The following is a 24,883-nucleotide window of genomic DNA, read 5'->3' as shown; positions in this document are numbered from 1 at the left end:
CTGCTCGTCAGTTCGACAAGCTGACCCAGAACTGGCCTTCATAATCATACGGCAAGAACCGGTCATGAAGGCGGGTCATGGTGTCTTCCGGGTCAAGCTCCGGGAATTCTTCGGGATACAGCCACTGCGCGATCTGCTGGATCGCGACGAAGTGGAACGGAGAGTTGTAGAACTGGTGGTAGATGGAGTGGAACCGCCCCTCCTCGACCGCGCGCAGGGTTTCAAACCCTGGCCGTGCTGCCAGCGCTTGCAAACGCTCCTGATTAACGGCTTCGGACCCTTCATATCCAAGCAATGTGGCGGTCACTTCGGGCCGCGCCTCAGACCAGTTCGCGCCTGTGCTCATGACGACATCGGGGTCCGCTGCAATGATGCTTTCAAGGTTGATCTCAACGCTATAGGCATTGGCCAGGGTCGAGCCATAGTTCACACCGCCCGCAAGCTCGATGAAGCGTCCATAATTGTAGCTGCCATACGTGTTGCAGCAAAAGTTCGGGTTCCAGCCCGCAGCGTTTTCAATCACAACGAGCGGGCGGTCTTCAGCCGGGATACCGTCGACCACATTGGTCACGCGGCGCATCTCGGCGATGTAGAAGTCGATGAACTCGGCGGTGTTGGCCTCTTCCCCCAACAAACGCCCCAGGATCAGCAGGGATGGCACGGCATTTTCGGTCGCGTTGCGGCGGAAATCAATGAAAACGACGGGCACCCCCGCCTCATCCAACCGCTCGATCAAACCGGTTTCCTCGGCATTGAACAGCCCGCCCAGATCCAGCAGAACCAAATCGGCCTCGTTCTGAAGCACGGTTTCGACGCTGAAATCACCCGAGTAGGGATTGCCGAAGTTGATCAGACGCTCGGTGTCGTCGGGGAACACAGCCTCGAACCGCCGGAAAGCATCGGGGTCATACAGGATCAGGTCGTCTTTCCAGCCAATGATGTTCTCGAACGGGTTGCCGTCCTCGATGGCGGCGATGGAATACATCATCCGTCCCTCGCCCAGGACGATGCGCGTTGGATGATCTGGCAACGTGACTTCGCGGCCTGCGATATCGGTGAGTGTAAAGGCTTCTGCTTGAGCATCAGGCGCGGACGCGACCACAAGTGTCGCGCTGGCTGCTATAGCACCAAGGAAGCCGCTGATACGTGTCTGGAACGACATAAGCGGTCTCCGGTTTTATGGTGTGCGGCCGTGATATGTGCTCCCGGATTTAATGTCGAGTCTTTTAGTCAGAAATTCGATTGGCCGGGATGTCTTGAGGCTGGCCTGCGCTGGTTTCAGAGGTGTATCGGCCCTTTCCTGCAAAGTCCCGCTATGCCAATTTCAAAGTGAACAGGGCCATGAGCCCTGGCCTCAAGATCAATCCATAGCCTGGAGAGTCTGAGTGACCGCCTCAAGGGCGCCGGGCAAGCCCGACAAAAATCTTGCCTTTCGGCAGCCAACCTGTTTGCTTCATTCCTGCAAGGAGATCCCCAGCAACAACTATTCCCCGCTGCAAGGAAACTCCATGCCAGGCCCCGCCCCCAGTGAAACGATCCTTGAGATCAAGAACCTCAGCATCGAACTCCCGCGAGGTGCGGACCGGAAATATGCGGTCGAAAAGGTGTCACTGTCCGTCAAACGGGGGGAGATCCTTTGCGTCGTGGGTGAAAGCGGCTCGGGTAAATCGGTGATGACCAGCGCGATCCTGAATGATGTTGCGCCGCGTCTGACCGTGACTTCGGGCGAGGTGATGTTTGAGGGGCGCAATGTCCTGCGCATGCGCGATGAGGAGCTGAACAAGCTTCGCGGCGCGCGCATTTCAATGATCTATCAAGAGCCTATGGCGGCCCTGAACCCGGCCATGAAAATCGGCAAGCAGGTGGATGAAGTCTTTGCACTGCACCGCACCGACATCCCCAAAGCGGGGCGTAAGGCCGAGACCCTGAAGCTGTTGGCGCAGATGAAGCTGCCCACGCCCCGGCGGATTTACGACAGCTACCCGCATCAGGTCTCGGGTGGGCAATGTCAGCGCGTGGTCATCGCGATGGCCCTTGCCTGCAAACCCGATGTGTTGATCGCCGATGAGCCGACAACCGCACTGGATGTGACCACGCAGAAAGAGATTCTTAACCTGATCAATGACCTCAAGGAGGTCTACAACAACGCGACAATCTTTATCACCCATGATTTCGGCGTGGTGGCCGATGTCGCCGACCGGATTGCCGTGATGTGCTGGGGCAAGGTGATTGAAGACGGTCCGAAGGAAGACATCCTGCTGCGCCCGAAGGAAGACTACACCAAGCTGCTGGTCGACGCGATGCCGCTTCTGGAAACCACCCGCACACCGGATCTGGGGCGCATGGACGCGCCGGTCGTCGAAGTCTCGGAGATGCACAAGGTTTACGGCACCAGGGACAAAGAGGTGCACGCTCTCAACAATGCGAGCTTCGTGTTGCGCAGTGGCGAGACCCTTGGCGTGGTGGGCGAAAGCGGTTCGGGCAAATCAACACTGGCCAAGGCGTTAATCCGTCTGGTGGAGCCGACATCGGGCAGCGCCGTGATCCGCGACACAGATTTTCTAGCGCTTCAGGGGGCCGATCTGGCCGCCGCGCGCAAGCATATCCAGATGATCTTCCAGGACCCCCATGGATCGTTGAACCCCTCGCAGACCGTGGGGTTCATGATCACCCGTGGTTTGCATTTACAGGGTGTCTCCGGTGCCGAAGCCAAGGGAAAAGCCATGGGTCTGCTTGAGCGGGTCGGTCTCAAACGAGAGGCCTTCTACCGCACATCGCGCAACTTTTCGGGCGGGCAAAGGCAGCGCATCGGCATCGCACGTGCCCTGGCGATGCAGCCTGAGGTGGTGATTGCGGATGAGTCCGTCTCGGCTCTTGATCTGTCAATCCAGAAGCAGGTCTTGCGGTTGCTCAACGATCTGCAGAGAGAATTTAAGATGGCGATTGTGTTTATCACCCACGACCTGCGTGTCGCGGCCCAGATCTCGGATTATATCACCGTCATGGAGAAGGGTGTGATGGTTGAATTCGGTCCCGCGGATGAGGTCTTCAACGCGCCCAAACACGATTACACCAAGCGTCTTCTGGATGCCGCGCCGGGGCGGGATTGGCATCCTCCACGCCTGGACCCCGAAGAAGCGGACCGGATCGCGGCCACAATCCAACGCGGCTGATCAGGCAAGCGGGCACATGACGAGACGCAAGGGAAGCCCAGCCATTATGGCAGACAGGGCTTAGGGTCAGGACCCTAGATTCCAGTGTCACCCTTCTCCATGTTGGTGCCCGATATGCGATCCAGGCCCAAGCGATCTTTGGATGGCGATCCCCGGATAGGGCCCTCTGACCTGTGACCAAACACCTACATGGTGAGTTGAAAGCCCCTCCCGCAAATGTGGGAAGGGTTATTCCGGTCGTTTTGTGACCTGCCCGCAGTTCTTTTCATGTGACGGTTCTGGAAATCAGCCGCTATAGTGCCGGGAGCGGCGGGTCAGTTTGAACTCTCCGCGGGCGATTTTTTCGACCAGACCGTCACGCAGCAGCACGCCGAAGGCGCGCAGGCCTTCTTCGCGGTCGATATTCCCTTTGGCGGTTTCCAGGTGGCGCAGAAGATGGGGGCGGTTGAACACCGTGCGGCCTTCTTCATGCATGGAATAAGCAGCGGCCAGTTCCATGATCTGTTCCATTGAACTATGCTCATGCGTGTCCAGGTAGGCAGCAAAGCCTGTGGCCTCTGCCAGGGCGTCCACAACGGGTTCAGATGTGTTCTCGGGGGCGATGTCTGCCTCACCGGTCTCATCGGCGGTGTTAACGGGGCTTTCCAGACTGTACTCCGAAGCTTCAAGCGGCTGGTCGAGGGCATCCTCCAGCGTTTCCCGGTCAAGGGTTTCGGAGAGATCGGCAGATCTGTCCCGATCGGCCTCGGGGCGGGCACCTGCCAGGGCGCTCAACTCTTCGCTGAGAACAGTGGTCTGTTCGCTTTGCGAGGCGACGGCCTGACCGGCATCTTCCTCGGCCTCGGCGGCGTTGCGGCCGCCGATGATCTGGCCTGCGCGGGTGGCCAGTTCGGCCAGACCAATCGCAATTTTGCGCGGCGGCGTACGCGGTGCCGGATCTGCCATTCCGGTGTCTGCCCCGGCACTGGCATTGCGGGCGGATGACAGACCTATATCGGTCTGGTCGTCATCGGCCAGCGCCAAGCTGCCCGAGGTCACACGGCGCGGGCGGATAGGTTTTTGTGGCCGATCATCGGTATCTGCGTCGCGGCGGCTGTCGATCCGCTGCTCGGAGACCAGCATCAAGGGGGCCGGGCGGGTATTCCCGCGAGTGCGGCCGCTGCTGTCAATCCGCACCCGGCGGGGGCGCATGACACGGGCCAGATCATCGCGATATTCGGCGGTGTGATCGGTATCTGCTGCGGCCGCATCGCCGAGTTCTTCCTCGGCCGTGCGTGCGGCAACCGCAGCTTTCAGGTGTTGAATATTGGCGCGGCGGCGGCTGATTTCCTCGGTTTCCAGGCGGCTGTCGGTTGCCTCGAACAGGCGACTGACATCGGCTTCGGATTCACCCCCTTCGCTGGGTTCGGTGAATTGCTGGCGCCGGGCTTCGCGCTCGGCTTGCTGTTGTTCCGTGCGCTCCTCTTCGATCATGGCCAGTTCGGCCTGCAATTCCGCCTCCGCTTCGGGGCTCAATGCGCTGTCGGGCTGGTCTTCGCCGGCTTGGGCTTCCTGCGCGTCAGGGCTATCGGGGCGCGGGCCGCGCAAAACGGTGACTTCCGCCACAACCGGGGCAAGCTCTGCGGTGTCCTCTTCAGTCTCGGTGACGGCCTCGGCACTGGTCTCTTCAGGTGTATCCTGACCGGTTTCGGGCGTCTCTTCACCCTCAATGCTCTCTGCGGTCTCTGCCTCCGCTTCACCTGTGGTGTCTTCAGGCATCTGATCGGCAAAGCCCTCGTCATCCGCGGGCTGATCTTCACTGATATCGGGCAGGGCCGCGGCTAGGATTTCCGAGAGGTTGGGGCTTTCTTCTTCCTCAGAGGCCAAATCATCCGTGGCCATATCTTCGGTCATGATGTTGTCGGCGCGGGCATCTTCCACGGCCTCGGATTCCCCTTCCGCGTCGGCTTCAAAAATATTCACCTCCGCCCTGTCGTCCTGGGTCGGGGTATCGGCAGGCTGGTCGTCGGGGGTTTCTTCAAAGGCGATATCTTCGCTCAGGGTCTCCTCTGCACCCTCTTCATCGGCGACAACCTGACGGATGCGGGCCAGCTTGGCGGCCACGCTGTCGGCATCAAGCGCCGGTTCCGCGACAAAGAAACTATCCTCTTCAGGGGCAGGGTCTTCGGCTGTGTCCGCCTCTGCAAAGAAGGACGCGACATCCGCATCGTCCGATTGCGTTTGAGCGCTTTGGTCTTCGAGCAGCTCTGCCACATCATCAGTGTCACCGGCGATGTCGTCACTGGCAGTCGCAATGCTGGCCAGAATCGCCTCATCGGCGGCGCCTGCGCCCTCGTCCGCGCTGTCACCCTGGGACACAACTTCCAGGGCAATATCCTCAAAAGCAGCATCTTCTGGGGCAGCGTCGTCTGATGTGTCTTCAGAGACGGGTGTGATCTGATCAACGGCCGCCGCGTTGTCCGTATCTGCGTCAGAGGGGGCCTGATCCTCGCCGGTATGCTCTTCTGCAGCGCTCTCTTCCGTTTCTTCTACGACGGATGTCTCTTCAACAGATGCTTCCGTGGCAGGGTCATCTTCGATAGTGTCAGCAACGGCTTCATCCGTCATGTCATCCACAACACCGGTGCTTTCGATCTCTGCCGTGTCGGAAATATCAGTACCTTCAGGTGCGTCCACCTGTTCGATCTGTGGGCGCATGATCAGGCCGGTATCGGAAATCCGCGCCTCAACCCGGCGGTTGATGGCATCCTCGGTGATGCGTTGCAGCATCTCGGCATCCGGTGTGGGCGGTTCTGCGCCGAAGTAACGATCCTCGGCCGCAAGATCACGGAAATACTCGGCGATACCCTTCATCGCCGAGAACGGATCTTCAAACCCCTCCAACGTGCAGGAGAATGTGCCGTAGGATACGGTCAGAATCTTGTTTATATCAGCCATGGGTCAATTTCACTCTGCTCGTCAGCTTACTCTGCAGTTCCGGCTTGGCACCGAAATTTACCATCTTGTGGTTTAATGTAACAAACTGTTTCACGCGAAACGGGACGGTAATTGGGCCATTCAGTGATCTTTAACCGAAATAAAGGCGATAATTTGCAAAACTCCTCGGAGATCGTCCGGGCGGACACATTGGTGACACTTTTGGGCGGGGGGGAGCATGACCCCGCCGATCTTGCCGATGCGCTGGCCCGTGCGCCGGTTCTCGTGGCCGCAGATGGCGGGGCGGATCATGCACTGGCTTTGGGCCATCACCCCGATGCGGTGATCGGCGATATGGATTCGCTCAGCAGGGATGCACGGGCCGTGCTGGGCCCGCAGCGTCTGCACCGGATCGCGGAACAAAGCACGACGGATTTCGACAAGGCGCTGCGAAATATCTCTGCGCCCGGGGTGATCGCAGTGGGGGTCACCGGGCGGCGGATTGACCATGAACTGGCCGTATATCACACGCTGATCACCCGGCCTGAAAAGACCTGTGTGGTTCTGGGCCGTGAAGATATCGTGTTTCATGCGCCGCCCCGGTTGCGGCTGGATTTGCCCGTTGGCATGCGGGTCTCGCTGTTTCCGATGGCGGCTGTGCGGGGGCAGTCAACCGGTCTGCGCTGGCCGATTGAACCGATTGATTTTCGACCCCTGGGGCAGATCGGCACCTCCAACGAGACCGCCGCGCCCCAGGTCGAGATGCGGTTCGACGGGCCCGGCATGCTGGTGATCCTGCCACGGGCCGCGCTGGATGCGGTGTTGTCTGCCCTGATTTAGGGCCATTTCCTCTCGCGCCCGCGCGCGGGCTTCTATAAACAGCTTGTGACACAACCGACGGATACGCCTATGACAGCGGAGCTTTCGCCCATTGATCGTGCCAAATTTGTGGCCGCAAAACGGGCTGTTGAATATGTCGAGGACGGCATGCGTGTCGGTCTTGGGACCGGATCGACCGCCGCCTGGATGGTGCGCTGTCTGGGGGAGATGGTGCGCGAAGACGGGATCATGGTCACCGGCGTGGCCACATCCGCCCGAACCGCCGATCTGGCCCGGCAGGTGGGCGTGCCGATCAAGACGCTGGAAGAGGTCAAATGGCTGGACCTGACCATTGACGGGGCCGATGAATATGACCCGAACCTCAATCTGATCAAGGGCGGCGGCGGCGCGCTGTTGCAGGAAAAGATCGTTGCCACGGCCTCGGACCAGATGATCGTGATTGCCGACCCCTCGAAACAGGTGGATATGCTGGGCACCTTTCCCCTGCCGGTGGAGGTGATCCCCTTCGGCTGGCAGACAACCAAGGCACTGATCGAGGAATTGCTGTCAAATGTCGATGTGCTGGGGCGCAGCACCTCGCTGCGGCTGAATGTGGATGAACCCTTCCGCACCGATGAGGGGAATTATGTGCTTGATCTGCACCTGCGCCGGATCGCCAATGCGCAGCAATTGAGCCTTATTCTGAACCAGATACCCGGCGTTGTGGAAAACGGGCTGTTTCTGGATATCTGCGACATTCTGGTGATCGGCAGCGGTGATGGCACGGTTGAGGTCCGCGATATCAACAATGGCACGGTCGAACATGAACGGATCGAGATTGTCGACACCGACAATCTGTTTGTGGATATCGCAGACTAATGCATTTCAACATCAGGTCGAAACGCTACAGGCAGACAGACAACCGCGCGCCGGAAAGGGACACCGATGGCATTTGACTATGATCTTTTCGTCATTGGCGGCGGATCCGGCGGCGTGCGGGCGGCGCGCGTTGCTGCGGCCGGCGGGGCCAGTGTGGGGCTTGCCGAAAGCAGTCGGATGGGTGGCACCTGCGTGATCCGGGGCTGCGTGCCGAAAAAGCTGATGGTGTTTGCCTCGGGCTATCGTGAGATGTTCGATGATGCGCGCAGCTATGGCTGGGATCTGGAGGATGGCGCTTTCGACTGGCCCAGATTCTCGGGTCATCTGAATACAGAGCTGGACCGGCTGGAAAATGTGTATCGCAGCCTTCTGAACGGCTCGAATGTGGAGATTTTCGATACCCGGGCGAAACTGGTCGATGCGCATATGGTTGAAATGGCTGACGGAACGCGGAAAAGCGCGAAACATATCCTTGTGGCCACAGGCGGGCGCCCGGTGCGGCCCGACATGCCGAATGCACATCTTGGCCTTGTGTCTGATGATCTGTTCCAGCTGCCGGAACTGCCCAAGCGTCTGCTGATCATCGGCGGCGGGTTCATTGCCTGTGAATTTGCCTGCATCATGAACGGGCTTGGGGTTGAGGTGACGCAGTTCTATCGCGGGGCGCAGATCCTGCGTGGCTTTGATGATGAGGCGCGCGGGCTGGTGGCCGAAATGATGCGCGAAAAGGGCGTCAAACTGCATCTGGGCACCAATATCGTCGATATGGCGCGCGCCGGCGATGATCACAGCATGTCCTTCCCCGGTGGCGGAACCGATGCGGCCATGGGCGTGCCCTCGGCCGAGCGGGTGGTCGAGAGCGCCGCTGATGAGGGCGGCCCGGTCTGGGTCAAAGCCTCGAACGGGACAGAGGCGGTCTATGACGCGGTGTTGTTTGCCACAGGGCGCAATCCGAACACGGCGGATATGGGGCTGGAGGATCTGGGCGTTGAGATCGGCCGCCGGGGTGAGATTGTTGTGGATGACTACAGCCAGACTGCGGTGCCTTCGATTTATGCGATTGGCGATGTGACCAATCGGGTGCAACTGACCCCGGTGGCGATCCGCGAGGGGATGGCCTTTGTGGAAACCGTGTTCAACGGCAACCCCACACCGGTCGATCACGCGCTGATCCCGTCGGCGGTGTTCACCCAGCCAGAGCTGGGCACGGTCGGCCTGACCGAGGAACAGGCGCGCGAACAGGAGCCTGTAGAGATTTACTGCACCTCGTTCCGCCCCATGCAATCGGCCTTTGCGGGGCGGCCAGACCGGGTGTTGATGAAGCTGGTTGTCTCAAAGGAAAACCGCACGGTTCTGGGCTGTCATATTGTCGCCCCGGGGGCGGGCGAGATGATCCAGATGGCGGGTATCGCGGTCAGGATGGGCGCGACGAAAGAGGATTTCGACCGGACGGTTGCGGTGCACCCGACCATGTCTGAAGAACTTGTAACGATGAAAACACCCATGCGGGTGGCTTGATTTCAACAGAAAAACACACAAGTTGCCCGTGCATATCGGGAGTAAGACCCCATATAGACAGGCAACAGATGTGATGATGAGGGGAAGAGACATCAATGGCTGGCAATAATGGCGGTCCCTGGGGCGGCGGCAACGGCTCTGGCGGAGGCGGTGGAAACCGTGGCGATGATGACAGACGGGGCGGCGGGCGCAGGCCCGGCAACTCCGATGGTGGCCAGCAGATCCCCGAGATTGATGAGATCGTCCGCAAGGGGCAGGAGCAGTTGCGCGTTCTGATGGGCGGGCGCGGCGGCAAGGGTCGCGGCAATGGCACCGGTGGCGGCGAAGGCCCGCAGATCGGGCGCGGTGTCTGGGTGCTGGGCGTGCTGGCGCTGGCCGGTCTCTGGGTCTTTACCTCCTTCTACACGGTCCGGCCCGAAGAACGCTCGGTCGAGTTGTTTCTGGGGGAGTTTTCCCAGATCGGTGAGCCGGGGCTGAATTTCGCCCCCTGGCCGGTTGTGACGGCCGAAGTGATCGCCGTGACCTCGGAGCGGACCGAAAGCATCGGCACCAACCGATCCGGTGCCTCTGATTCCGGCCTGATGCTGACAACCGATGAAAACATCGTCGATATTGATTTTCAGGTGGTCTGGAACATCAATGATCCGGCGCTTTACCTGTTCAATCTGCGTGATCCTGAAACAACCGTGCGCGCCGTATCTGAATCGGCCATGCGCGAGATCATCGCGGCCTCGCGACTGGCGCCGATCCTGAACCGGGATCGGGAGATCATCGCCGATACCGTGCGCGAGTTGATCCAGGCAACGCTGGATAGTTATGAGAGCGGCATCAACATTGTGCGTCTCAACCTTGACCGGGCCGACCCGCCATCAGAGGTGATTGACGCGTTCCGCGATGTGCAGGCCGCCGAGCAGGAGCGTGATCAGCTGGAACGCCGCGCCGATGCCTATGCCAATCAGGTGCTTGCGGGCGCCCGGGGTGAGGCCGCGCAGCTTCTGGAACAGGCCGAAGGCTATCGTGCCCAGGTGGTGAACGAGGCCGAGGGTGAGGCAAGCCGTTTTCTTGCGGTTCTGGCCGAATATGAACTGGCCCCTGATGTGACGCGCCGTCGTCTCTATCTGGAAACGATGGAACGGGTGCTGGGCGATGTGGATCTTGTGATCCTCGACAGTGAGGGCGAGGGCGGCGCCGGTGGGGTCGTGCCCTATCTGCCGCTCAATGAGCTGCGCCGTGGCGCCGATACTTCCGGGGGGAACAACTGATGAAACGTATCGCTTATGTGATCCCCGTTGCTGTGGTGGTGGCTGTCCTGCTGCTCAGCTCGATTTTCATCGTCGATGAACGCCAGCGCGCGCTGGTGCTGCAATTCGGCCAGATCCGCCAGGTGGTGGAAGAACCGGGGCTGAACTTCAAAATCCCCTTCATTCAGGAAGTTGTCTTTTATGATGACCGGATTCTGTCGCTGGACACCGCCGCGATCGAGGTTACGCCCTCGGATGACCGGCGTCTGGTGGTCGATGCCTTTGCGCGCTACCGCATCAATGATGTGGAACAGTTCCGCCGCGCCGTGGGTGTGGGCGGCATGCGCGCCGCCGAGGACCGGCTGGAGGGTATCCTGAACCCGCAAATCCGCGCGGTTCTGGGCTCTGACGGTGTGACATCGAACACCATCCTGTCGTCTGACCGGGCCGAGCTGATGGACCGGATCACCGCCCAGTCCCGGGCCCGGGCGCTGCCGCTGGGGCTGGAAGTGCTGGATGTGCGTCTGAAACAGACCAACCTGCCGGGGCAGAACCTGGAGGCCACATTCTCGAGGATGCGGGCCGAGCGGGAACGCGAAGCCACCGATGAACGGGCCCGGGGGGAAGAGGCCGCGCTGCGGGTGCGCGCCCAGGCGGACCGTACCGTTGTGGAACTGGTGTCCGAGGCCAGCCGCGAGGCAGAGATCATTCGCGGTGAAGCCGATGCCGAACGGAACGGCATTTTTGCCGAAGCCTTCGGGCAGGACCCGGAATTCTTTGGATTCTATCGCTCGATGACCGCCTATGAACGGGCGTTGCGGCAGCAGAATTCGACCATGGTGATCAGCCCTGACAGCGAATTCTTTGAATATCTGGGCGGTTCTGCCGGGGTGCTTGCGTCACCCGCCGGTCAATAGGCGGGTCCGATGCTGAACACGATCCTGCTTGGGATCGGTATGGTTCTGGTGATCGAGGGGCTGGTCTTTGCACTGGCCCCTTCGCGTCTGGAAGACCTGCTGCGTGTGCTCACGCAAATCCCCGTCGAAACCCGCCGGGTGATCGGGTTCTGTGCAATTGTTCTGGGGGCTGTTCTGTTGTCCTGGGCTGCCAGTCTGGGCGGCTGAAACGGCTGATTTTGCCGATATTTCCCTCTGACCTGACCGCCTTGATCGGTCTTTCCCGGAGACGCCCGGTCTGCGCCCGGGGTTGCGCCACACTCACGTTCATGTGACTGATCGCAGAAGTTTATCTGGTCAATCGGTGCCGGCGCATGGTTGATAATAATGAAAACCGGCCAAATATTGTAGTGGCAGAGGCGGGACACACCCGCAGGTTGCACGACAGGAGGATGATCCGTGAACATTCAACAGGCCCCTCATTGGCAACAGGCGCAGGCCAGGGTCATAGATGACCGCGCCGCGCATGGCCCTCTGGCCTATCGCATGCCGATGATGGTTATGATCCTTTCCATGGCCCTGCTGGCCGTTTTTTACAGCCTCGCCCCGGCGCATGCGCAGGCTGCGCGTCCTGCAACATTTGCTGATCTGGTCGATCAGGTCGGAGATTCGGTGGTCAATATCACCACCTCGTCAGTGGTCCCCGGCCGCACCGGGCCGCAACCGATGGTGCCCGAGGGGTCTCCGCTTGAAGACTTCTTCAATGATTTCATGGATCGCGACAATCAGGGCGAGCGCGCCCCGCGCCGCAGTCAGGCGCTTGGGTCAGGTTTCGTGATCTCGGAAGATGGCTATATCGTCACGAACAACCATGTGATCGAAGGCGCCGATGAAATTCAGATCGAGTTTCGCACCGGGCTTGAACTCCCGGCCGAGGTGATCGGCACAGATCCCAATACCGATATCGCGGTTCTGAAAGTGGGCCCTGAGGAACCCCTGCAATTTGTGCCTTTCGGCGACAGCGACGTAATGCGCGTGGGTGATTGGGTGATGGCCATGGGCAATCCGCTTGGTCAGGGGTTTTCGGTGTCTGTTGGCATTGTGTCGGCCCGCGAACGCGCCCTGTCGGGCAGCTATGATGATTTCATCCAGACCGACGCAGCGATCAACCGGGGCAATTCGGGCGGGCCGCTGTTCAACCTTGATGGGGAGGTGATCGGCGTGAACACCGCCATTCTGTCGCCCAATGGCGGCTCCATCGGGATCGGCTTTGCCATGTCTTCCACTGTGGTGACCCGGGTGGTGAACCAGTTGCAGGAATTCGGCGAAACCCGGCGCGGCTGGCTGGGTGTGCGCATTCAGGATGTGACCGATGATATTGCCGAAGGTCTTGGGCTGGAGGATCCGCATGGCGCCCTGGTCACCGATGTGCCCGAAGGGCCCGCAATGGATGCCGGTGTCGAGGTGGGTGATGTGATCCTGTCCTTTGACGGTATCGAGGTTGAGGATACGCGTGAACTGGTGCGCAATGTGGGCAATGCGCCCGTGGGCGAAACCGTGCGCATGCTGGTTTTCCGCGATGGGGCCACGCAGACCCTGCGGGTGACGCTGGGCCGTCGCGAAACCGCCGAGGGAACCGAGACCCTGACACCGGGCCAGACGCCTGAGCTTCCCTCAAGCGGGGAGGTCATGGGCATGACACTGGTGCCGCTGACCGATGAATTGCGTGAAGAGCTGAATGCCGAAAATGTTCAGGGCGGGCTGGTGATCGAGGCGGTGGACCCCGCAAGTGATGCGGCCATAAAGGGGTTGATACCCGGGGATGTGATCACAGAGGTTGGCCAGCAGCCGGTCAGCGCGGTGGATGATTTTGAAACCCGCGTCTCCGAAGCAGAGGATGCAGGCCAGAAGAGTATTCTTCTGCTGATCCGCCGCGACGGGAACCCGCGATTTGTGGCCTTGGGACTTGGCAACGACTAGGCAGCGGACTCATAAAACTGGCACCATAGCCTGACGGATGCGAGTTTGATCATCGCCAAGAAGTTGGCAGATGTCTTTTCGTATCGGGTGGCTATACGGCGGAAGGAAGCTTTGAGGCGGCCAAAGAACCGCTCGATCTTGTTGCGCTCGCGATAGATATCGACGTCGAACTCGGCGGGCAGTTTGCGGTTGGATTTGGACGGGATGACGTCGATGGCGCCCTGTTCCCAGATCATCTTGCGGATCCAATCCGCGTCATATGCCTTGTCAGCCAGAACGTATTGGCCAGGTTGCAGCCCGTCCAAAAGCTGTTCGCATGGGGGTGCATCGTGGGCTTGGCCCGGCGTCAGTTCATAGCGGATCGGCAACCCGTCCTGATTGGTAAGTGCATGTATTTTCGTGGTTAACCCACCCCGCGACCGGCCCATGCAACGACGCGGGTCGTTTTTTTGAGCGTCGCTGCAGAATGGTGAACCCGAACCGATGTGCCATCCACCATCACGGTGTCGATATTGTGCGCATCGGCGACCGCCTCCATTACCCGATCCCAAATGCCCGCATAAGTCCATCGGTTGAAACGGTTGTAGATCGTTGTGTAGGGGCCGTATTGATCGGGCAAATCGCGCCACGGGATGCCTGTGCGCAAGACATAGAAGATGCCATTGATCACACGCCGATCATCGACACGCTTAACCCCTCGGCTGTTATTTGGGAGCACTGCTTTGATGAACTCCCACTCCAAATCGCTCAAATCTGACCGCGCCATTCCACTGCTCCGCATATTGTCTTGCGGGAAATGAATCATAACAGGCTGGAAACGTGAAGCTCTTTGTAAGTACGCTGCCTAGGGTCCTGACCCTAAGCCCAGGAAATTGCATGAAGGTCAAAACCCCCGGTGCGGAGTATCCGCCCGGGGGTTCTTTTCTGTCCATGATGATGCTCAGGCAAGCAGCAACTGCGCCTCATGGGCTCTGGCGCAGCGTCTTGCGGTTGGGCCATAGATATTCGGATCGGCGCGCAGATGGGGGAAATTGCGGAACAGGTCATCGCGGCTTTTTGCGCTTAACGCGTCCAGCCCCTGATCGCCCAGATGGAAGCTTTCGGTGGCTGCACCTTCGGCATAAACGATCTGATGACGGTCGAACATCATGTGGATATAGGTGACAAAGCCACAGTTCTTCTGCATCACTTTCTGCCCGTCAATCAGATGTCTGGCGGCGACCAGAATCTCCTCTTCGCCGAAGGTCATTTCGGCCTGATAGCCCTCAATCAGCATCCGGTGCTGAGGTGAGACAAGCAGTGGCCGGTTCATACCCGGAACCCCGCCCGGTTTGATGAGGATCGGGGCGAATTTACCGATGCCCGGAACCATCCGGCTGCCGATCCAGCGGATCGGCTGTACCCCGTCATCCCGGGTCACCACCGGATCGCCAATGCTGAGGGTTTCAATCGCACGGTCACCCGCAGGGGTCAGAATGCGGGTGCCCGGGGTGAAGCAGATGATATTCTCGATCTCATCGAAGAAAATCGTTGAGCCGTCCAGCAGGGTTGCATAGCCCTCAAGCCCGCCGGATGCGTCATCTGAATTGGTGATCACCACCGAATTGAGCGTGGCAACCTCGTTCAGATCAAGCGTATCGCCGCCGGTTTCATCCCCCTCGCCCCCGGTGATGGTGATATCCTGTGCGCCGCCTTCGCCCAGATCGGTGAGCACGAACAGATCGTCGCCATCGCCGCCGGTGGCGGTGTCGCCTTCGGCCACGATGATTGTGTCGTCGCCCGCGCCGCCTTGCAGGAGATCATCGTCCCGGTTGCCTTCCAGGCTATCATCGCCTTCGCCGCCCAGAAGGGTATCGTCACCGCGACCACCCAGCATCGTGTCGTCACCGGCGCCGCCATCAATACTGTCACCTTGATTGCCGCCGGAAATCCGGTCATCGCCATCCTCACCAAAAAGGGTGTCGCTCCCACCCCCGCCGATGATCGTGTCATCCCCATCCACGGACGGGATGCTGTCGAAATGGATGTCGCTGACCCAGATCGCCTGATTGTCATCGCCCTGATTGACATAAATGATCTCGATCTGGCTCACCGGGCCAGCGATTTCGATCAGAACCGAGCCTTCCAGATCATCGGCTGAATCCGATGAATTGTCGGCGGTGATCGTGTTGCCCAGAACCGTATCACCACCCCCGGGCGTGAAACTGACCGTGACCGGGTTGCCATCGACGTCGAACGCGTTGACCGTGACCTCGTCCTGATGCTGGCCGGACCCGGAATCGATGTCATTGATGCGGAACTGGACGTTTTCGACCTCGCCGGTATAGCCACGGTCATCGGCCGAAAAATCAATCACCGTGGTCGAGGTTGCCCCGCTGCCATCCCCCGCCAGACGCAGGCTGGAATTTTCGCCAAAGGGCTCACCGCTGGCGGTATAGATGTCGCTGGTGGATTCAATCTCGAATTCCGGGTCGTTATCGCCGTCATCGGCAAAGCTGAGCGTGACGTCGATTTTGCCGGTGGAATAGGTGAACCCGGCAGAGATATCGGCTTCATCGGCGGTGATATCATCCCAGACAAGGGCCTCGGAGGTTGCCGCAGGCACCCCGTCACTGCCGCCATAGATCAGATCAGCGCCGCCACCGCCTCTGAGATTATCAGCACCGCCATCGCCATAAACCGTATCGGGCCTGCCGCGCGCATAGACCGTGTCATCCCCATCGCCGGCCTTGATTGTATCGATCGTGCTTCCCGCCTGGGTTCCATCGGCATCGGTATAAGAGGCATCAATCAGGTCATCGCCATCGCTGCCTTCGACGACCCCGTCATCCTGAACGAAAGCCGGTGCCGAGATTACGCTGGCTTCGGTCAGGGCGCTGATTTCGCCCTCGTCGGGAACGAAATAGACATTGCCATCGGTGGCCTCATAGAAGGTGCCCGATTCCTGTTGGTTGGTATAGGTGTCACCGTCATCGGTGCCGGACCACATCCACTCACCGACGCCGATGTTTGTGGCGGTGGTGAACGAGGTATAGGCGCCGGAAATGCTGTCGAGGGCATCCAGCGAATTATTCGTTCCCAGATTGACCAGATACCCGCTTGGCAATGTTGCTTTTCCTCTTGTCGGGGATGCATCTATGCCCGGGCTTGCTGCGGGCCTTGCGAAATGGGTAACGAGGTCTTGCGGCGGGATTTTGCTGGGTCGGCGGCGTTTCCAAGGCGCGGATGCCTGTGGCCGGGGCAACATTGTGGATCAGGGCGTGACGACAATCTTGCCGGTGGATTTACGGGCCTTGAGCAGGGCCAGCGCCTCTGCCGCCTGATCCAGCTTGTAGGTGGCTCCGATATGCGGCCTGAGCCCGCCTTTGCGATACCAGCCAAACAGAGTTTCAAGGCTGCCGGTCAGGGTTTGGGGGGCAAAGCCCATATAGCCGCCCCAGTAATGGCCGATCACCGAGATATTCTTGACCAGCAGATGATTGGCCGGGATCTGGGGGAGGTCACCACTGGCAAAACCGATCACCAGAATGCGCCCTTCGGGGTTGGTGGCCCGCATCGCGGCGGTGAACTGTGCGCCGCCAACGGCGTCATAGACCACATCGGCCCCGCCAAGCGTCCTGACCTCGGCGCGGATATCGCTGCTGTCGCTGTCGATCACATGGGCCGCCCCTGCGGCTTTCGCCACGGCCAGCTTCGCAGCCCCGCGCGCGCAGGCAATCACCTCTGCCCCCATCCGCGCGCCGATTTCCACCGCAGTCAGGCCAACCCCGCCTGCGGCCCCAAGCACCAGCAACCGTTCCCCCGGTTGCAGCCGGGCCCGATGGGCCAGCGCCAGATGGGAGGTGCCATAGGCAATCAGAAACCCGGCCGCATGGTCAAACGGCATCGCGTCGGGGATCGTGATACAGCGGTCTGCCGGAAAACATCCGTAATCGGCCAGCCCGCCCTGACCGGCAAAGACCGCGACACGGCTGCCAATCGCGGGCCCTGTCACGCCCTCGCCCAGATCCCGTACCGTGCCTGCAACCTCCAGCCCCAGAGTGAAGGGCGGGGGCGGTGTCTCCTGATACTGGCCCTTGATCATCAGAAGATCGGCAAAGTTCAGCCCGCAGGCGGCGATCTCGATCAGAACCTCACCGGGTGCCGCTGTGGGCGCGGCGATTTCGGTCAGACGTGGCGGGCTGTCATGGGCGGTGACGCGATAGGCGCGCATATCTGTGGCTCCGATCCGGGGGGCAGGGGCCAAGGCTAGCGCGTTTGCGGTTCATATTGAACCTGAATTCCCTGTCTGACGCGGGCGTTTAAACGCGTATTCCGCGATGCGACTGTTCTCTCCAAAGGTTGATCCAGATCATTGTGAGACACGTTTAGGCAGAATACGCTGATGCTGGTTTCCCTCCTCTGGCAGAGGTTGATGACATGGCAAAACATGTTCTTTGCCGCATGGGAACGGAACGTGACGCGCCGCGACGGCAAAAGCGCGGTTTGAACAGATCAGGAGGATTATGTGAAACATCCGGTTGATATCCATGTTGGCAAACGTATTCGACACCGCCGCTGGATGGTGGGCATGACGCAACAGCAACTGGCCGAAAAAGTGGGGATCAAGTTCCAGCAGATCCAGAAATATGAGACCGGCATGAACCGGGTCAGCGCCTCGCGCCTATGGGACATCGCCACATCGCTTTGCGTCCCTGTTAGCTATTTCTTCGACAGCCTTGAAGAGGCAGAAGCGGGCATCGCCCCGCTGGATATGCCCGCCGATATTCTGGCAGATAAAGAGGCGCTGGAACTGATCCGTTCCTACTATGCCATCCCGGAAAATCAGCGTCGGCGGCTGTTCGATCTGGCCCGGGTCCTGTCAGAGCCGGGTTGAGCGTGGTTGACCGCCGGGCGCCTGATGTGTCACCCCGGCACCTGTTCAATCCATACATATATCAAGGTGCCCCAGATGCTGCCCGCAGACCCTTCTTTTCCAATTGCTGAATTGCGTGACGTGGCCGCAGAACTGGCCGATGCGGCGCGCGCGGCGATCCTGCCCTATTTCCGCGCAGGCGATCTGGTGACCGAAAACAAGCAGGCAGGCGGGTTTGACCCGGTGACCCGGGCAGACCGCGCGGGTGAGGCCGCGATGCGCGCCATTCTGGCAAAACGCCGCCCCGATGACGGGATCATGGGGAGGAAGAGGCCGACCTGCCTTCGCGGTCCGGCCTGACATGGGCGCTGGACCCGATTGACGGCACGCGGGGGTTCATTGCGGGCACCCCCACATGGGGCGTGCTGATCGGGCTACAGGCGGAAGCGGGGCCGATCTATGGGCTGATCGACCAGCCCTATATCGGTGAGCGTTTCGAAGGCGGGTTTGGTCAGGCCTCGGTCATCGGGCCGCAGGGCCGCGCGCCGCTGCACACCCGCGGCACGGACAGGCTTGAAGATGCCATGCTGTTTTCCACCTTCCCCGAGATCGGCAGCACGGCAGAACGGCGCGGTTTCGAGGCGGTACGCGACCAGGTGCGTCTGACCCGCTATGGCATGGATTGTTACGCCTATGCGCTGCTGGCCGCCGGTCATGTCGATCTGGTGATCGAGGCAGGGCTGCACCCCTATGACATTGCCGCGCCCATGGCGGTGATCGAGGCTGCGGGCGGTGTGGTCACCAATTGGCAGGGTGGTCCCGCGCAGCATGGCGGCCGGATACTGGCCGCGGCAAACCCGGCATTGCACGGTGCCGCATTGGCGTTGTTGCAACAGGCCCCTGCGTGACGCGGTTGCTGCTGCAAAACGCCGAACTTCTGCTGACCATGGATGATGCGGGGACTGAGCTGAGCGCGGTGGATATCCTTGTAGAAGATGGTCAGATCAAAGCCATCGGTCAGGGGCTTGCCAGCGATTGCGAATGTATCGACTGCGGTGGATGTCTGGTGACGCCGGGTCTGGTCAACACCCATCATCACCTGTTCCAGACCCTGACCCGTGCAGTTCCCGGCGCGCAGGATGCGCTGCTGTTCGGCTGGCTGCAAAGGCTTTATCCGATCTGGGCGCGTTTCACGCCGGAACATATGCAGGTCTCGGCCCTGACCGGTCTGGCGGAACTGGCACTGTCGGGCTGCACATTGTCCTCGGATCATCTTTATCTTTACCCGAACGGGGCGCGGCTGGAAGATACGATTGCGGCAGCCAGCGAGATCGGGCTGCGGTTTCATCCGACCCGGGGCGCGATGTCGATCGGGGAAAGCGCAGGTGGTCTGCCCCCCGATGGTCTGGTCGAGACGGAGAGCGCGATTCTGACCGATATGATCCGGGTTGTGGATGCGTTTCATGACCCGGCAGAAGGGTCCATGTGCCGGGTTGGTCTGGCGCCCTGTTCGCCCTTTTCCGTCAGTCGTGAGTTGATGCGCGATACCGCGCTTCTGGCCCGTGACAAAGGGGTGATGCTGCACACACATCTGGCCGAAAATGACGAGGATATCGCCTATTCCCTGGAGAATTTCGGCTGTCGGCCCGGCCAGTATGCCGAAAATCTGGGTTGGACGGGCGAGGATGTCTGGCATGCCCATTGCGTGAAGCTGGATGGGGCTGAGATTGACCTGTTCGCGCGCAGCCGGACCGGTGTGGCGCATTGCCCCTGTTCCAATTGCCGCCTTGGATCAGGCGTCGCGCCTGTCCGGGCGATGCGCGATGCGGGTGTCCCCGTGGGGCTGGGCGTGGACGGGTCTGCCTCTAATGACAGTGGCAATCTGGTGGCCGAGGCACGGATGGCGATGCTGCTGCAACGGGTCGCAAACGGCGCCGATGCGATGAGCGCGCGGGACGCGTTGCGCCTTGCCACACGCGGCGGGGCCGAGGTGCTGGGCCGTGCGGATTGCGGCCAGATCGCGCCGGGGTTTCGCGCCGATATCGCGATCTGGGATATGGGCGGGGTGGAGACCGCCGGAAGCTGGGACCGGGCTGCGCTGTTGTTGGCGGGCCCTGTGCGTGTCCGCGATCTGCTGGTTGAGGGCCGCCGGATTGTCGCGGACGGGCAGATCACCACGCTGGACTTGCCCCGGTTGCTGGACCGTCAGCGCGGCCTTGCCCGGGCGTTGGCGGACTGAGATGCGCAAACTGATCCTGAAAGACCAGATATGCGCCTCTATCGGGCGTCACAGCACATACCCCCGGATATGTGAATATCAGCCGATCCTTGCATGAAAGGGGTGACCGTGAACCTGTGCTTGCGGAACCTGCACAACTGTCGCATCTTCTGGCGCAAAGCTTTGAATAGGACGTCATGAGGCAGGCCGATGATCCGCAGTACCGCCCTTTTGCTGATATTGGCCCTTGCGGCCTGTGCGCTTCCGCCGGGGACTGATCGGGTTCCGTTGTCCTCAACCGGGATGATCGCCCAGGCCAATACGCTGATTTCCGTGCAGCGCGCGGGGACGGGTATCATCCGGCCCCTGGTGCACAGCCCGGCCTTGCAGGCCGCGGCCCAGGCCCATGCGGATGATTTGCAGGTCACCGGCGGGATCGGCCATGTGGGCAGTGACGGCTCCACCCTGTCTGATCGTATCAACCGCAGCAGCTATACCGCCTGTTTCGCCGCCGAGAATGTGGCGCGTGGCCAGCCCGATACGCGCAGCGCCGTTGCCAGTTGGGCCAATTCGCCCGGTCACCGGGCCAATATGGTCAACGCCAATGCCACGCAATTCGGCTTTGCCAATGCCGGGGATGTCTGGGTTCTGGTGCTGGCACGGTCCTGCTAGAGCCCCGGACTGAAATTCTGCACCGCCCTACATCATTCTTGCGCCCGGCGGCACCGCCGGGCAGCGTCTGAGCCGCCCCAACGGGACGGGCGATGCCCTCTGCGCAATCCATATGTGGTGCAGAACTTTGGTCTGGCCCTGCTAACGCGGACCGAACAGGTTGCGCCACTGGCTGAGCAGAATGCCCGCAAGGATGACGCCAAGCGCCCAGAACAGGGTTGGCGGCAATGTCTCCCCCATCAGGGTGATGCCAAAGATCACCGCCCAGACCGGCACCATATAGCTGACCATGCTCATGAACAGCGATCCCGCCGTGGTGATCACCCGGATCCGAATGATCGCCGCAAGCCCGGTGGGCAGCAGCGCCACATAAAGCAGCGACAGGGTGGGGCGCGCCGGGAAATCCGTGGGCACACCGTCGATCAGCAGGGCGATCGGCAGCATCACGGCAGCGGCGACCAGCAAGGTGGCCGTGGCGAAAGAGACCGGCGGCATCGCCGGTGCGCGCCGGGTCAGGACAGAGCCGATGGCATAACAGCCCGCCGCCCCGACACAGGCCAGCCGGCCCAGCCATTCCGCATCGCGCCCGGTGCTGTCAAAGGCGCCATCGCCGACCAGCAGAACCAGCCCTGCAAATCCCAAAGCGACGCCCATGATCCGCCTTGGCCCAATCCCTTCCTCGGGGGAGAACAGGGCGACAAGCGGCAGAACCAGCAAGGGCACCGCCCCCATGGCCACACCCGCAAAGGCCGAAGACACATGGCTTAACCCCCAGCTGAGCAGGGAAAAGGGCATCGCAACGGCAAGAATGCCGATCAGCACGGTAAAGCCCCAGGCACGGGCACCCCTGATCCCGGTCAGCCCCTGACCCATCGCAGCGCCCGTCAGCATCAGCGCAAGGCCCCCTAAAACGGTGCGCCCGGCTGTCACGGTCCAGACGCCATAGCCCTCCAACGCGGTGGAGACGCCCATGAAAGCCGTGCCCCAGATGACGCCAAGGCCCAGGATCAAGGCCCAGTTCAATGCGCCGGGACGGTCGGGGGTGGGGGATGTCATGCGGGTCTTCCGTGGATAGGGCAGGCGTGAAAGGCGCGGCTGTCATCGGGCACGTCACGCCGGTCCATCATCGTGTAGTTGCGGCGAACACCTGCAATGCGCAAGCGGTAATCGGCGAAATGAGTGCTGCGCCCGGCGGTTTGCGCCGCCCGATGATCGGGCAGCGCCCGCCAGGCGGCAATCGCCGTTTCATCCTCAAAAAACGAGAGCGACAAAAGCTTGCCCGGCGTGGTCAGGCTTTCAAACCGTTCGATGGATTGAAAGCCCGGCAGAGTGTCCAGATACGGGCGCAGGGCGGTGGCATGGTCCAGATAGGCCTGGTGGTGCCCGTCTTTCGGCCAAACCTCAAAGATGACGGCAATCATGTCTCGCCCGCCTGATCGACCCGCTTCAGAAAGCACCGGTCCTCGCGCAGCAGGAACCGCTCTGCCTGCGCGAAGGCATAGGTCTGCTGTCCCAGAGGGTCGGCGGCCAGACGGGCGCGATAAGCCTCATATTCTGCAAGATTCTCAATATTATAGATGCCATATGCCAGAGTGCTTGACCCTTCATGCGGCGCAAAATACCCGATCAGATCGGCCCCCGCGCGCGGGATCGCCTGACCCCAGTTGCGGGCATATTCAGTGAATTGGGCCTTTTTCGCCGGGTCGATATGGTAGCGGATGACACATGTGAGCATTTGGGGTCTCCTGTTCGCTTCACACCTGTCCTAACCGCTTTGCTCCTGCTGATGCTTCGACCATGATCGAAGCATTCGCGTTTGTGATCCTGTAGGGTGACGCATATGAAAGAAGGATCAGATTATGAAAGAAGGCCCGGATATCGCCTCTGTCGCGACCCTGATCGGTGATCCCGCGCGCGCCAATATCCTGACCGCGTTGATGGATGGCCGCGCGCTGACAGCCTCGGAACTGGCGGCAGAGGCCGGTGTGACGGCACAAACCGCCTCCACCCATCTGGCAAAGCTGGTCGAGGGTGGGTTGCTTTCCCCGCGCAAACAGGGGCGGCACAAGTATTTCGCACTGGCCCATCAGGATGTGGCCGGGGTGCTGGAAGGGTTGATGGGCCTGTCGGCGGGTCTTGCCCGGCCCCGCACCCGAACCGGCCCGCGCGATGATGCCCTGCGCGAGGCGCGGATTTGCTACAACCATCTGGCGGGTCGGCGCGGCATTCAACTGTTCGAAAGCCTGACTGCGCGGGGCCTGATTGACCTGACGGATGGCCATTTGTCCCTGACCGGGCCAGGGGCGGATTTCATCACCGGTTTCGGAGTGGACCTGGCGCGTCTGCAAACCGGACGAAGCCCGCTGTGCCGGGAATGTCTGGACTGGTCCGAGCGGCGCACACATCTGGCGGGGTCGCTTGGGCGCGCCCTGTGGGCACAGATCGAGGGGCGGGGATGGGCGCGGCGCGACCGGCAAAGCCGGGCGGTGCTGTTCACACCCCCCGGAAAGCGGGCCTTCGACACCGCCTTTCCCCGAGTAAATGGCCCCGGCACATAGGCCGGGGCCATATCGGGTGCGTTAAGGCCGCAGCCTCAGTTCTTGGCCTTGTCGACCATTTTACCGGCCGAGATCCACGGCATCATCCCGCGCAGGGTCTCCCCCACCTGTTCGATCTGATGTTCGTCATTCAGCCGCCGGGTGGCCTTGAACGAGGGTTGCCCGACAGCGTTTTCAACCATGAAATCGCGCACGAATTTACCGGTCTGGATGTCGCTGAGAACCGCCTTCATCCGCGCCTTGGTCTCTTCATAGGGCAAAATCCGCGGGCCAGAGACATATTCGCCGTATTCGGCGGTGTTCGAGATCGAATAATTCATGTTGGCGATGCCGCCCTCATAGATCAGATCGACGATCAGCTTCACCTCGTGCAGGCATTCGAAATAGGCCATTTCAGGCTCATACCCGGCTTCGACCAGCGTCTCGAAACCCATGCGGATCAGTTCCACCAGACCGCCGCAAAGCACTGCCTGCTCACCGAACAGGTCGGTTTCGCATTCCTCGCGGAAATTGGTCTCGATAATGCCGGACCGTCCGCCGCCGATGGCCGAACAATAGCTGAGACCAAGTTCCAGCGCCTTGCCCGAGGCGTCATTGTCAACCGCCACCAAACAGGGCACGCCGCCGCCCTTGGTGTATTCGCCGCGCACCGTGTGGCCCGGCCCCTTGGGCGCCATCATGATGACATCGACACCCGGTTTCGGTTCAATCAGGCCGAAATGCACGTTCAGACCATGGGCAAAGGCAATCGCGGCCCCCTCGCGCAGATTGTCATGGACGTATTTCCTGTAGGTCTCGGCCTGCAATTCATCGGGCATGGTGAACATGATCAGATCGCACCAGGCGGCGGCCTCGGCGATGCCCATGACGGTCAGGCCCTCCCCTTCGGCTTTCGCCGCCGAGGCGGAGCCGTCGCGCAGGGCCACAACCACATTTTTCGCGCCGCTGTCGCGCAGGTTCAGCGCATGGGCATGGCCCTGGCTGCCATAGCCCAGAATCGCCACTTTCTTGTCTTTGATCAGGTTGATATCGCAATCGCGATCATAATAAACGCGCATGGTTTGTCTCCTCGTGTGTCTGTCTCTCTGACGCAGACCCTAGAGGCCGATCTGATGATGAATGTATGAGGCTTGGAATAAATTCCCAGATATGAGAGAA

At 60.7% G+C, this 24,883-nt stretch carries 21 protein-coding genes and 1 pseudogene; 13 read left to right on the top strand and 9 right to left on the bottom strand.

Annotation, left to right across the window (positions count from 1 at the left end; genetic code table 11):
* Positions 1 to 7: 7 nt before the first annotated feature.
* On the bottom strand, positions 8 to 1,162 hold the full coding sequence (locus E2K80_RS13590; protein ID WP_135375489.1) for an ABC transporter substrate-binding protein: 1,155 nt from the start codon (positions 1,160 to 1,162) through the stop codon (positions 8 to 10).
* Between the two features lie 346 nt (positions 1,163 to 1,508).
* On the opposite strand from E2K80_RS13590, the gene E2K80_RS13585 reads away from it, so the two are divergent.
* Complete coding sequence (locus E2K80_RS13585) at positions 1,509 to 3,173, top strand: dipeptide ABC transporter ATP-binding protein (RefSeq protein WP_135375488.1); 1,665 nt, start codon at positions 1,509 to 1,511, stop codon at positions 3,171 to 3,173.
* Positions 3,174 to 3,458: 285 nt separating this feature from the next.
* On the opposite strand, the gene E2K80_RS13580 is transcribed toward E2K80_RS13585, so the two are convergent.
* Positions 3,459 to 6,110: a hypothetical protein gene (locus E2K80_RS13580; RefSeq protein WP_135375487.1), complete on the bottom strand. Its 2,652-nt coding sequence runs from the start codon at positions 6,108 to 6,110 to the stop codon at positions 3,459 to 3,461.
* Between the two features lie 189 nt (positions 6,111 to 6,299).
* Here E2K80_RS13580 and E2K80_RS13575 point away from each other — a divergent pair, with 189 nt between their 5' ends.
* From E2K80_RS13575 to E2K80_RS13545, 7 genes are all read left to right on the top strand, one after another.
* Positions 6,300 to 6,929 (top strand): thiamine diphosphokinase, encoded by a 630-nt coding sequence (locus E2K80_RS13575; protein ID WP_238475538.1) that lies wholly within the window; start codon positions 6,300 to 6,302, stop codon positions 6,927 to 6,929.
* 69 nt (positions 6,930 to 6,998) lie between these two features.
* Positions 6,999 to 7,787, top strand: a complete 789-nt coding sequence (rpiA, locus tag E2K80_RS13570) for a ribose-5-phosphate isomerase RpiA (protein ID WP_135375486.1) — start codon at positions 6,999 to 7,001, stop codon at positions 7,785 to 7,787.
* Positions 7,788 to 7,853: 66 nt separating this feature from the next.
* Positions 7,854 to 9,305 (top strand): FAD-dependent oxidoreductase, encoded by a 1,452-nt coding sequence (locus E2K80_RS13565; RefSeq protein ID WP_135375485.1) that lies wholly within the window; start codon positions 7,854 to 7,856, stop codon positions 9,303 to 9,305.
* 95 nt (positions 9,306 to 9,400) lie between these two features.
* Entirely contained in the window at positions 9,401 to 10,567 is a 1,167-nt protein-coding gene (hflK, locus tag E2K80_RS13560; protein ID WP_135375484.1) for an FtsH protease activity modulator HflK, read from the top strand.
* On the top strand, positions 10,567 to 11,463 hold the full coding sequence (gene hflC, locus E2K80_RS13555) for a protease modulator HflC (RefSeq protein WP_135375483.1): 897 nt from the start codon (positions 10,567 to 10,569) through the stop codon (positions 11,461 to 11,463). The genes hflK and hflC overlap by 1 nt, the downstream gene beginning before the upstream one ends.
* Before the next feature lie 9 nt (positions 11,464 to 11,472).
* Positions 11,473 to 11,670, top strand: a complete 198-nt coding sequence (locus tag E2K80_RS13550; RefSeq protein ID WP_210405391.1) for a DUF2065 domain-containing protein — start codon at positions 11,473 to 11,475, stop codon at positions 11,668 to 11,670.
* Positions 11,671 to 11,988: 318 nt separating this feature from the next.
* Complete coding sequence (locus tag E2K80_RS13545) at positions 11,989 to 13,422, top strand: Do family serine endopeptidase (RefSeq protein WP_443216557.1); 1,434 nt, start codon at positions 11,989 to 11,991, stop codon at positions 13,420 to 13,422.
* Here the strand turns inward: E2K80_RS13545 and E2K80_RS13540 are convergent.
* The 3 genes from E2K80_RS13540 to E2K80_RS13530 form a co-directional block, all read right to left on the bottom strand.
* Positions 13,419 to 14,188, bottom strand: a protein-coding gene (locus tag E2K80_RS13540) for an IS5 family transposase (RefSeq protein ID WP_168193246.1) whose coding sequence is annotated in 2 segments (ribosomal slippage) — positions 13,419 to 13,867 and positions 13,867 to 14,188 — 771 coding nt in all. Because the reading frame shifts where the segments join, the coding sequence is not laid out codon by codon here. The two genes, E2K80_RS13545 and E2K80_RS13540, sit on opposite strands and share 4 nt — an antisense overlap.
* Positions 14,189 to 14,362: 174 nt before the next feature.
* Entirely contained in the window at positions 14,363 to 16,528 is a 2,166-nt protein-coding gene (locus tag E2K80_RS13535) for a Hint domain-containing protein (protein ID WP_168193195.1), read from the bottom strand.
* A gap of 147 nt (positions 16,529 to 16,675) precedes the next feature.
* On the bottom strand, positions 16,676 to 17,635 hold the full coding sequence (locus tag E2K80_RS13530) for an NADPH:quinone oxidoreductase family protein (protein WP_135376626.1): 960 nt from the start codon (positions 17,633 to 17,635) through the stop codon (positions 16,676 to 16,678).
* A 294-nt stretch (positions 17,636 to 17,929) separates the two neighbouring features.
* Here E2K80_RS13530 and E2K80_RS13525 point away from each other — a divergent pair, with 294 nt between their 5' ends.
* The 4 genes and pseudogenes from E2K80_RS13525 (at position 17,930) to E2K80_RS13510 (ending at position 21,167) form a co-directional block, all read left to right on the top strand.
* On the top strand, positions 17,930 to 18,298 hold the full coding sequence (locus E2K80_RS13525) for a helix-turn-helix domain-containing protein (RefSeq protein WP_135375481.1): 369 nt from the start codon (positions 17,930 to 17,932) through the stop codon (positions 18,296 to 18,298).
* A 75-nt stretch (positions 18,299 to 18,373) separates the two neighbouring features.
* Positions 18,374 to 19,185 (top strand): annotated as a pseudogene (hisN, locus tag E2K80_RS13520) (histidinol-phosphatase).
* The gene (locus E2K80_RS13515) at positions 19,182 to 20,516 is read left to right on the top strand and encodes an 8-oxoguanine deaminase (protein WP_135375480.1); all 1,335 of its coding nucleotides are present in this window, start codon (positions 19,182 to 19,184) and stop codon (positions 20,514 to 20,516) included. The pseudogene hisN and the gene E2K80_RS13515 overlap by 4 nt, the downstream one beginning before the upstream one ends.
* 189 nt (positions 20,517 to 20,705) lie before the next feature.
* Complete coding sequence (locus E2K80_RS13510) at positions 20,706 to 21,167, top strand: CAP domain-containing protein (protein ID WP_135375479.1); 462 nt, start codon at positions 20,706 to 20,708, stop codon at positions 21,165 to 21,167.
* Between the two features lie 141 nt (positions 21,168 to 21,308).
* Here E2K80_RS13510 and E2K80_RS13505 read toward each other — a convergent pair whose 3' ends face one another.
* The 3 genes from E2K80_RS13505 to E2K80_RS13495 are packed head-to-tail and all read right to left on the bottom strand — an operon-like array spanning position 21,309 to position 22,902.
* Positions 21,309 to 22,223 (bottom strand): DMT family transporter, encoded by a 915-nt coding sequence (locus E2K80_RS13505; protein WP_135375478.1) that lies wholly within the window; start codon positions 22,221 to 22,223, stop codon positions 21,309 to 21,311.
* Positions 22,220 to 22,588 carry an antibiotic biosynthesis monooxygenase family protein gene (locus E2K80_RS13500; protein WP_135375477.1) on the bottom strand — a complete coding sequence of 123 codons (369 nt, stop codon included), beginning with the start codon at positions 22,586 to 22,588 and terminating at the stop codon, positions 22,220 to 22,222. Before E2K80_RS13500 ends, E2K80_RS13505 begins: the two co-directional genes overlap by 4 nt.
* The gene (locus E2K80_RS13495) at positions 22,585 to 22,902 is read right to left on the bottom strand and encodes an NIPSNAP family protein (RefSeq protein WP_135375476.1); all 318 of its coding nucleotides are present in this window, start codon (positions 22,900 to 22,902) and stop codon (positions 22,585 to 22,587) included. Before E2K80_RS13495 ends, E2K80_RS13500 begins: the two co-directional genes overlap by 4 nt.
* 124 nt (positions 22,903 to 23,026) lie before the next feature.
* Between E2K80_RS13495 and E2K80_RS13490 the strand changes: the two genes are divergently transcribed.
* Positions 23,027 to 23,725, top strand: coding sequence for an ArsR/SmtB family transcription factor (locus E2K80_RS13490; RefSeq protein ID WP_135375475.1), 699 nt, complete (start codon positions 23,027 to 23,029; stop codon positions 23,723 to 23,725).
* Positions 23,726 to 23,760: 35 nt separating this feature from the next.
* On the opposite strand, the gene ilvC is transcribed toward E2K80_RS13490, so the two are convergent.
* Positions 23,761 to 24,819, bottom strand: a complete 1,059-nt coding sequence (ilvC, locus tag E2K80_RS13485) for a ketol-acid reductoisomerase (protein WP_274379270.1) — start codon at positions 24,817 to 24,819, stop codon at positions 23,761 to 23,763.
* Positions 24,820 to 24,883: the final 64 nt, after the last annotated feature.

It is taken from the genome of Rhodophyticola sp. CCM32 (genome assembly GCF_004751985.1).
Classification (GTDB): domain Bacteria; phylum Pseudomonadota; class Alphaproteobacteria; order Rhodobacterales; family Rhodobacteraceae; genus Rhodophyticola.
The sequence above is the reverse complement of the archived record's forward strand: the minus strand, read 5'-3'. Positions and strand labels throughout refer to the sequence as shown.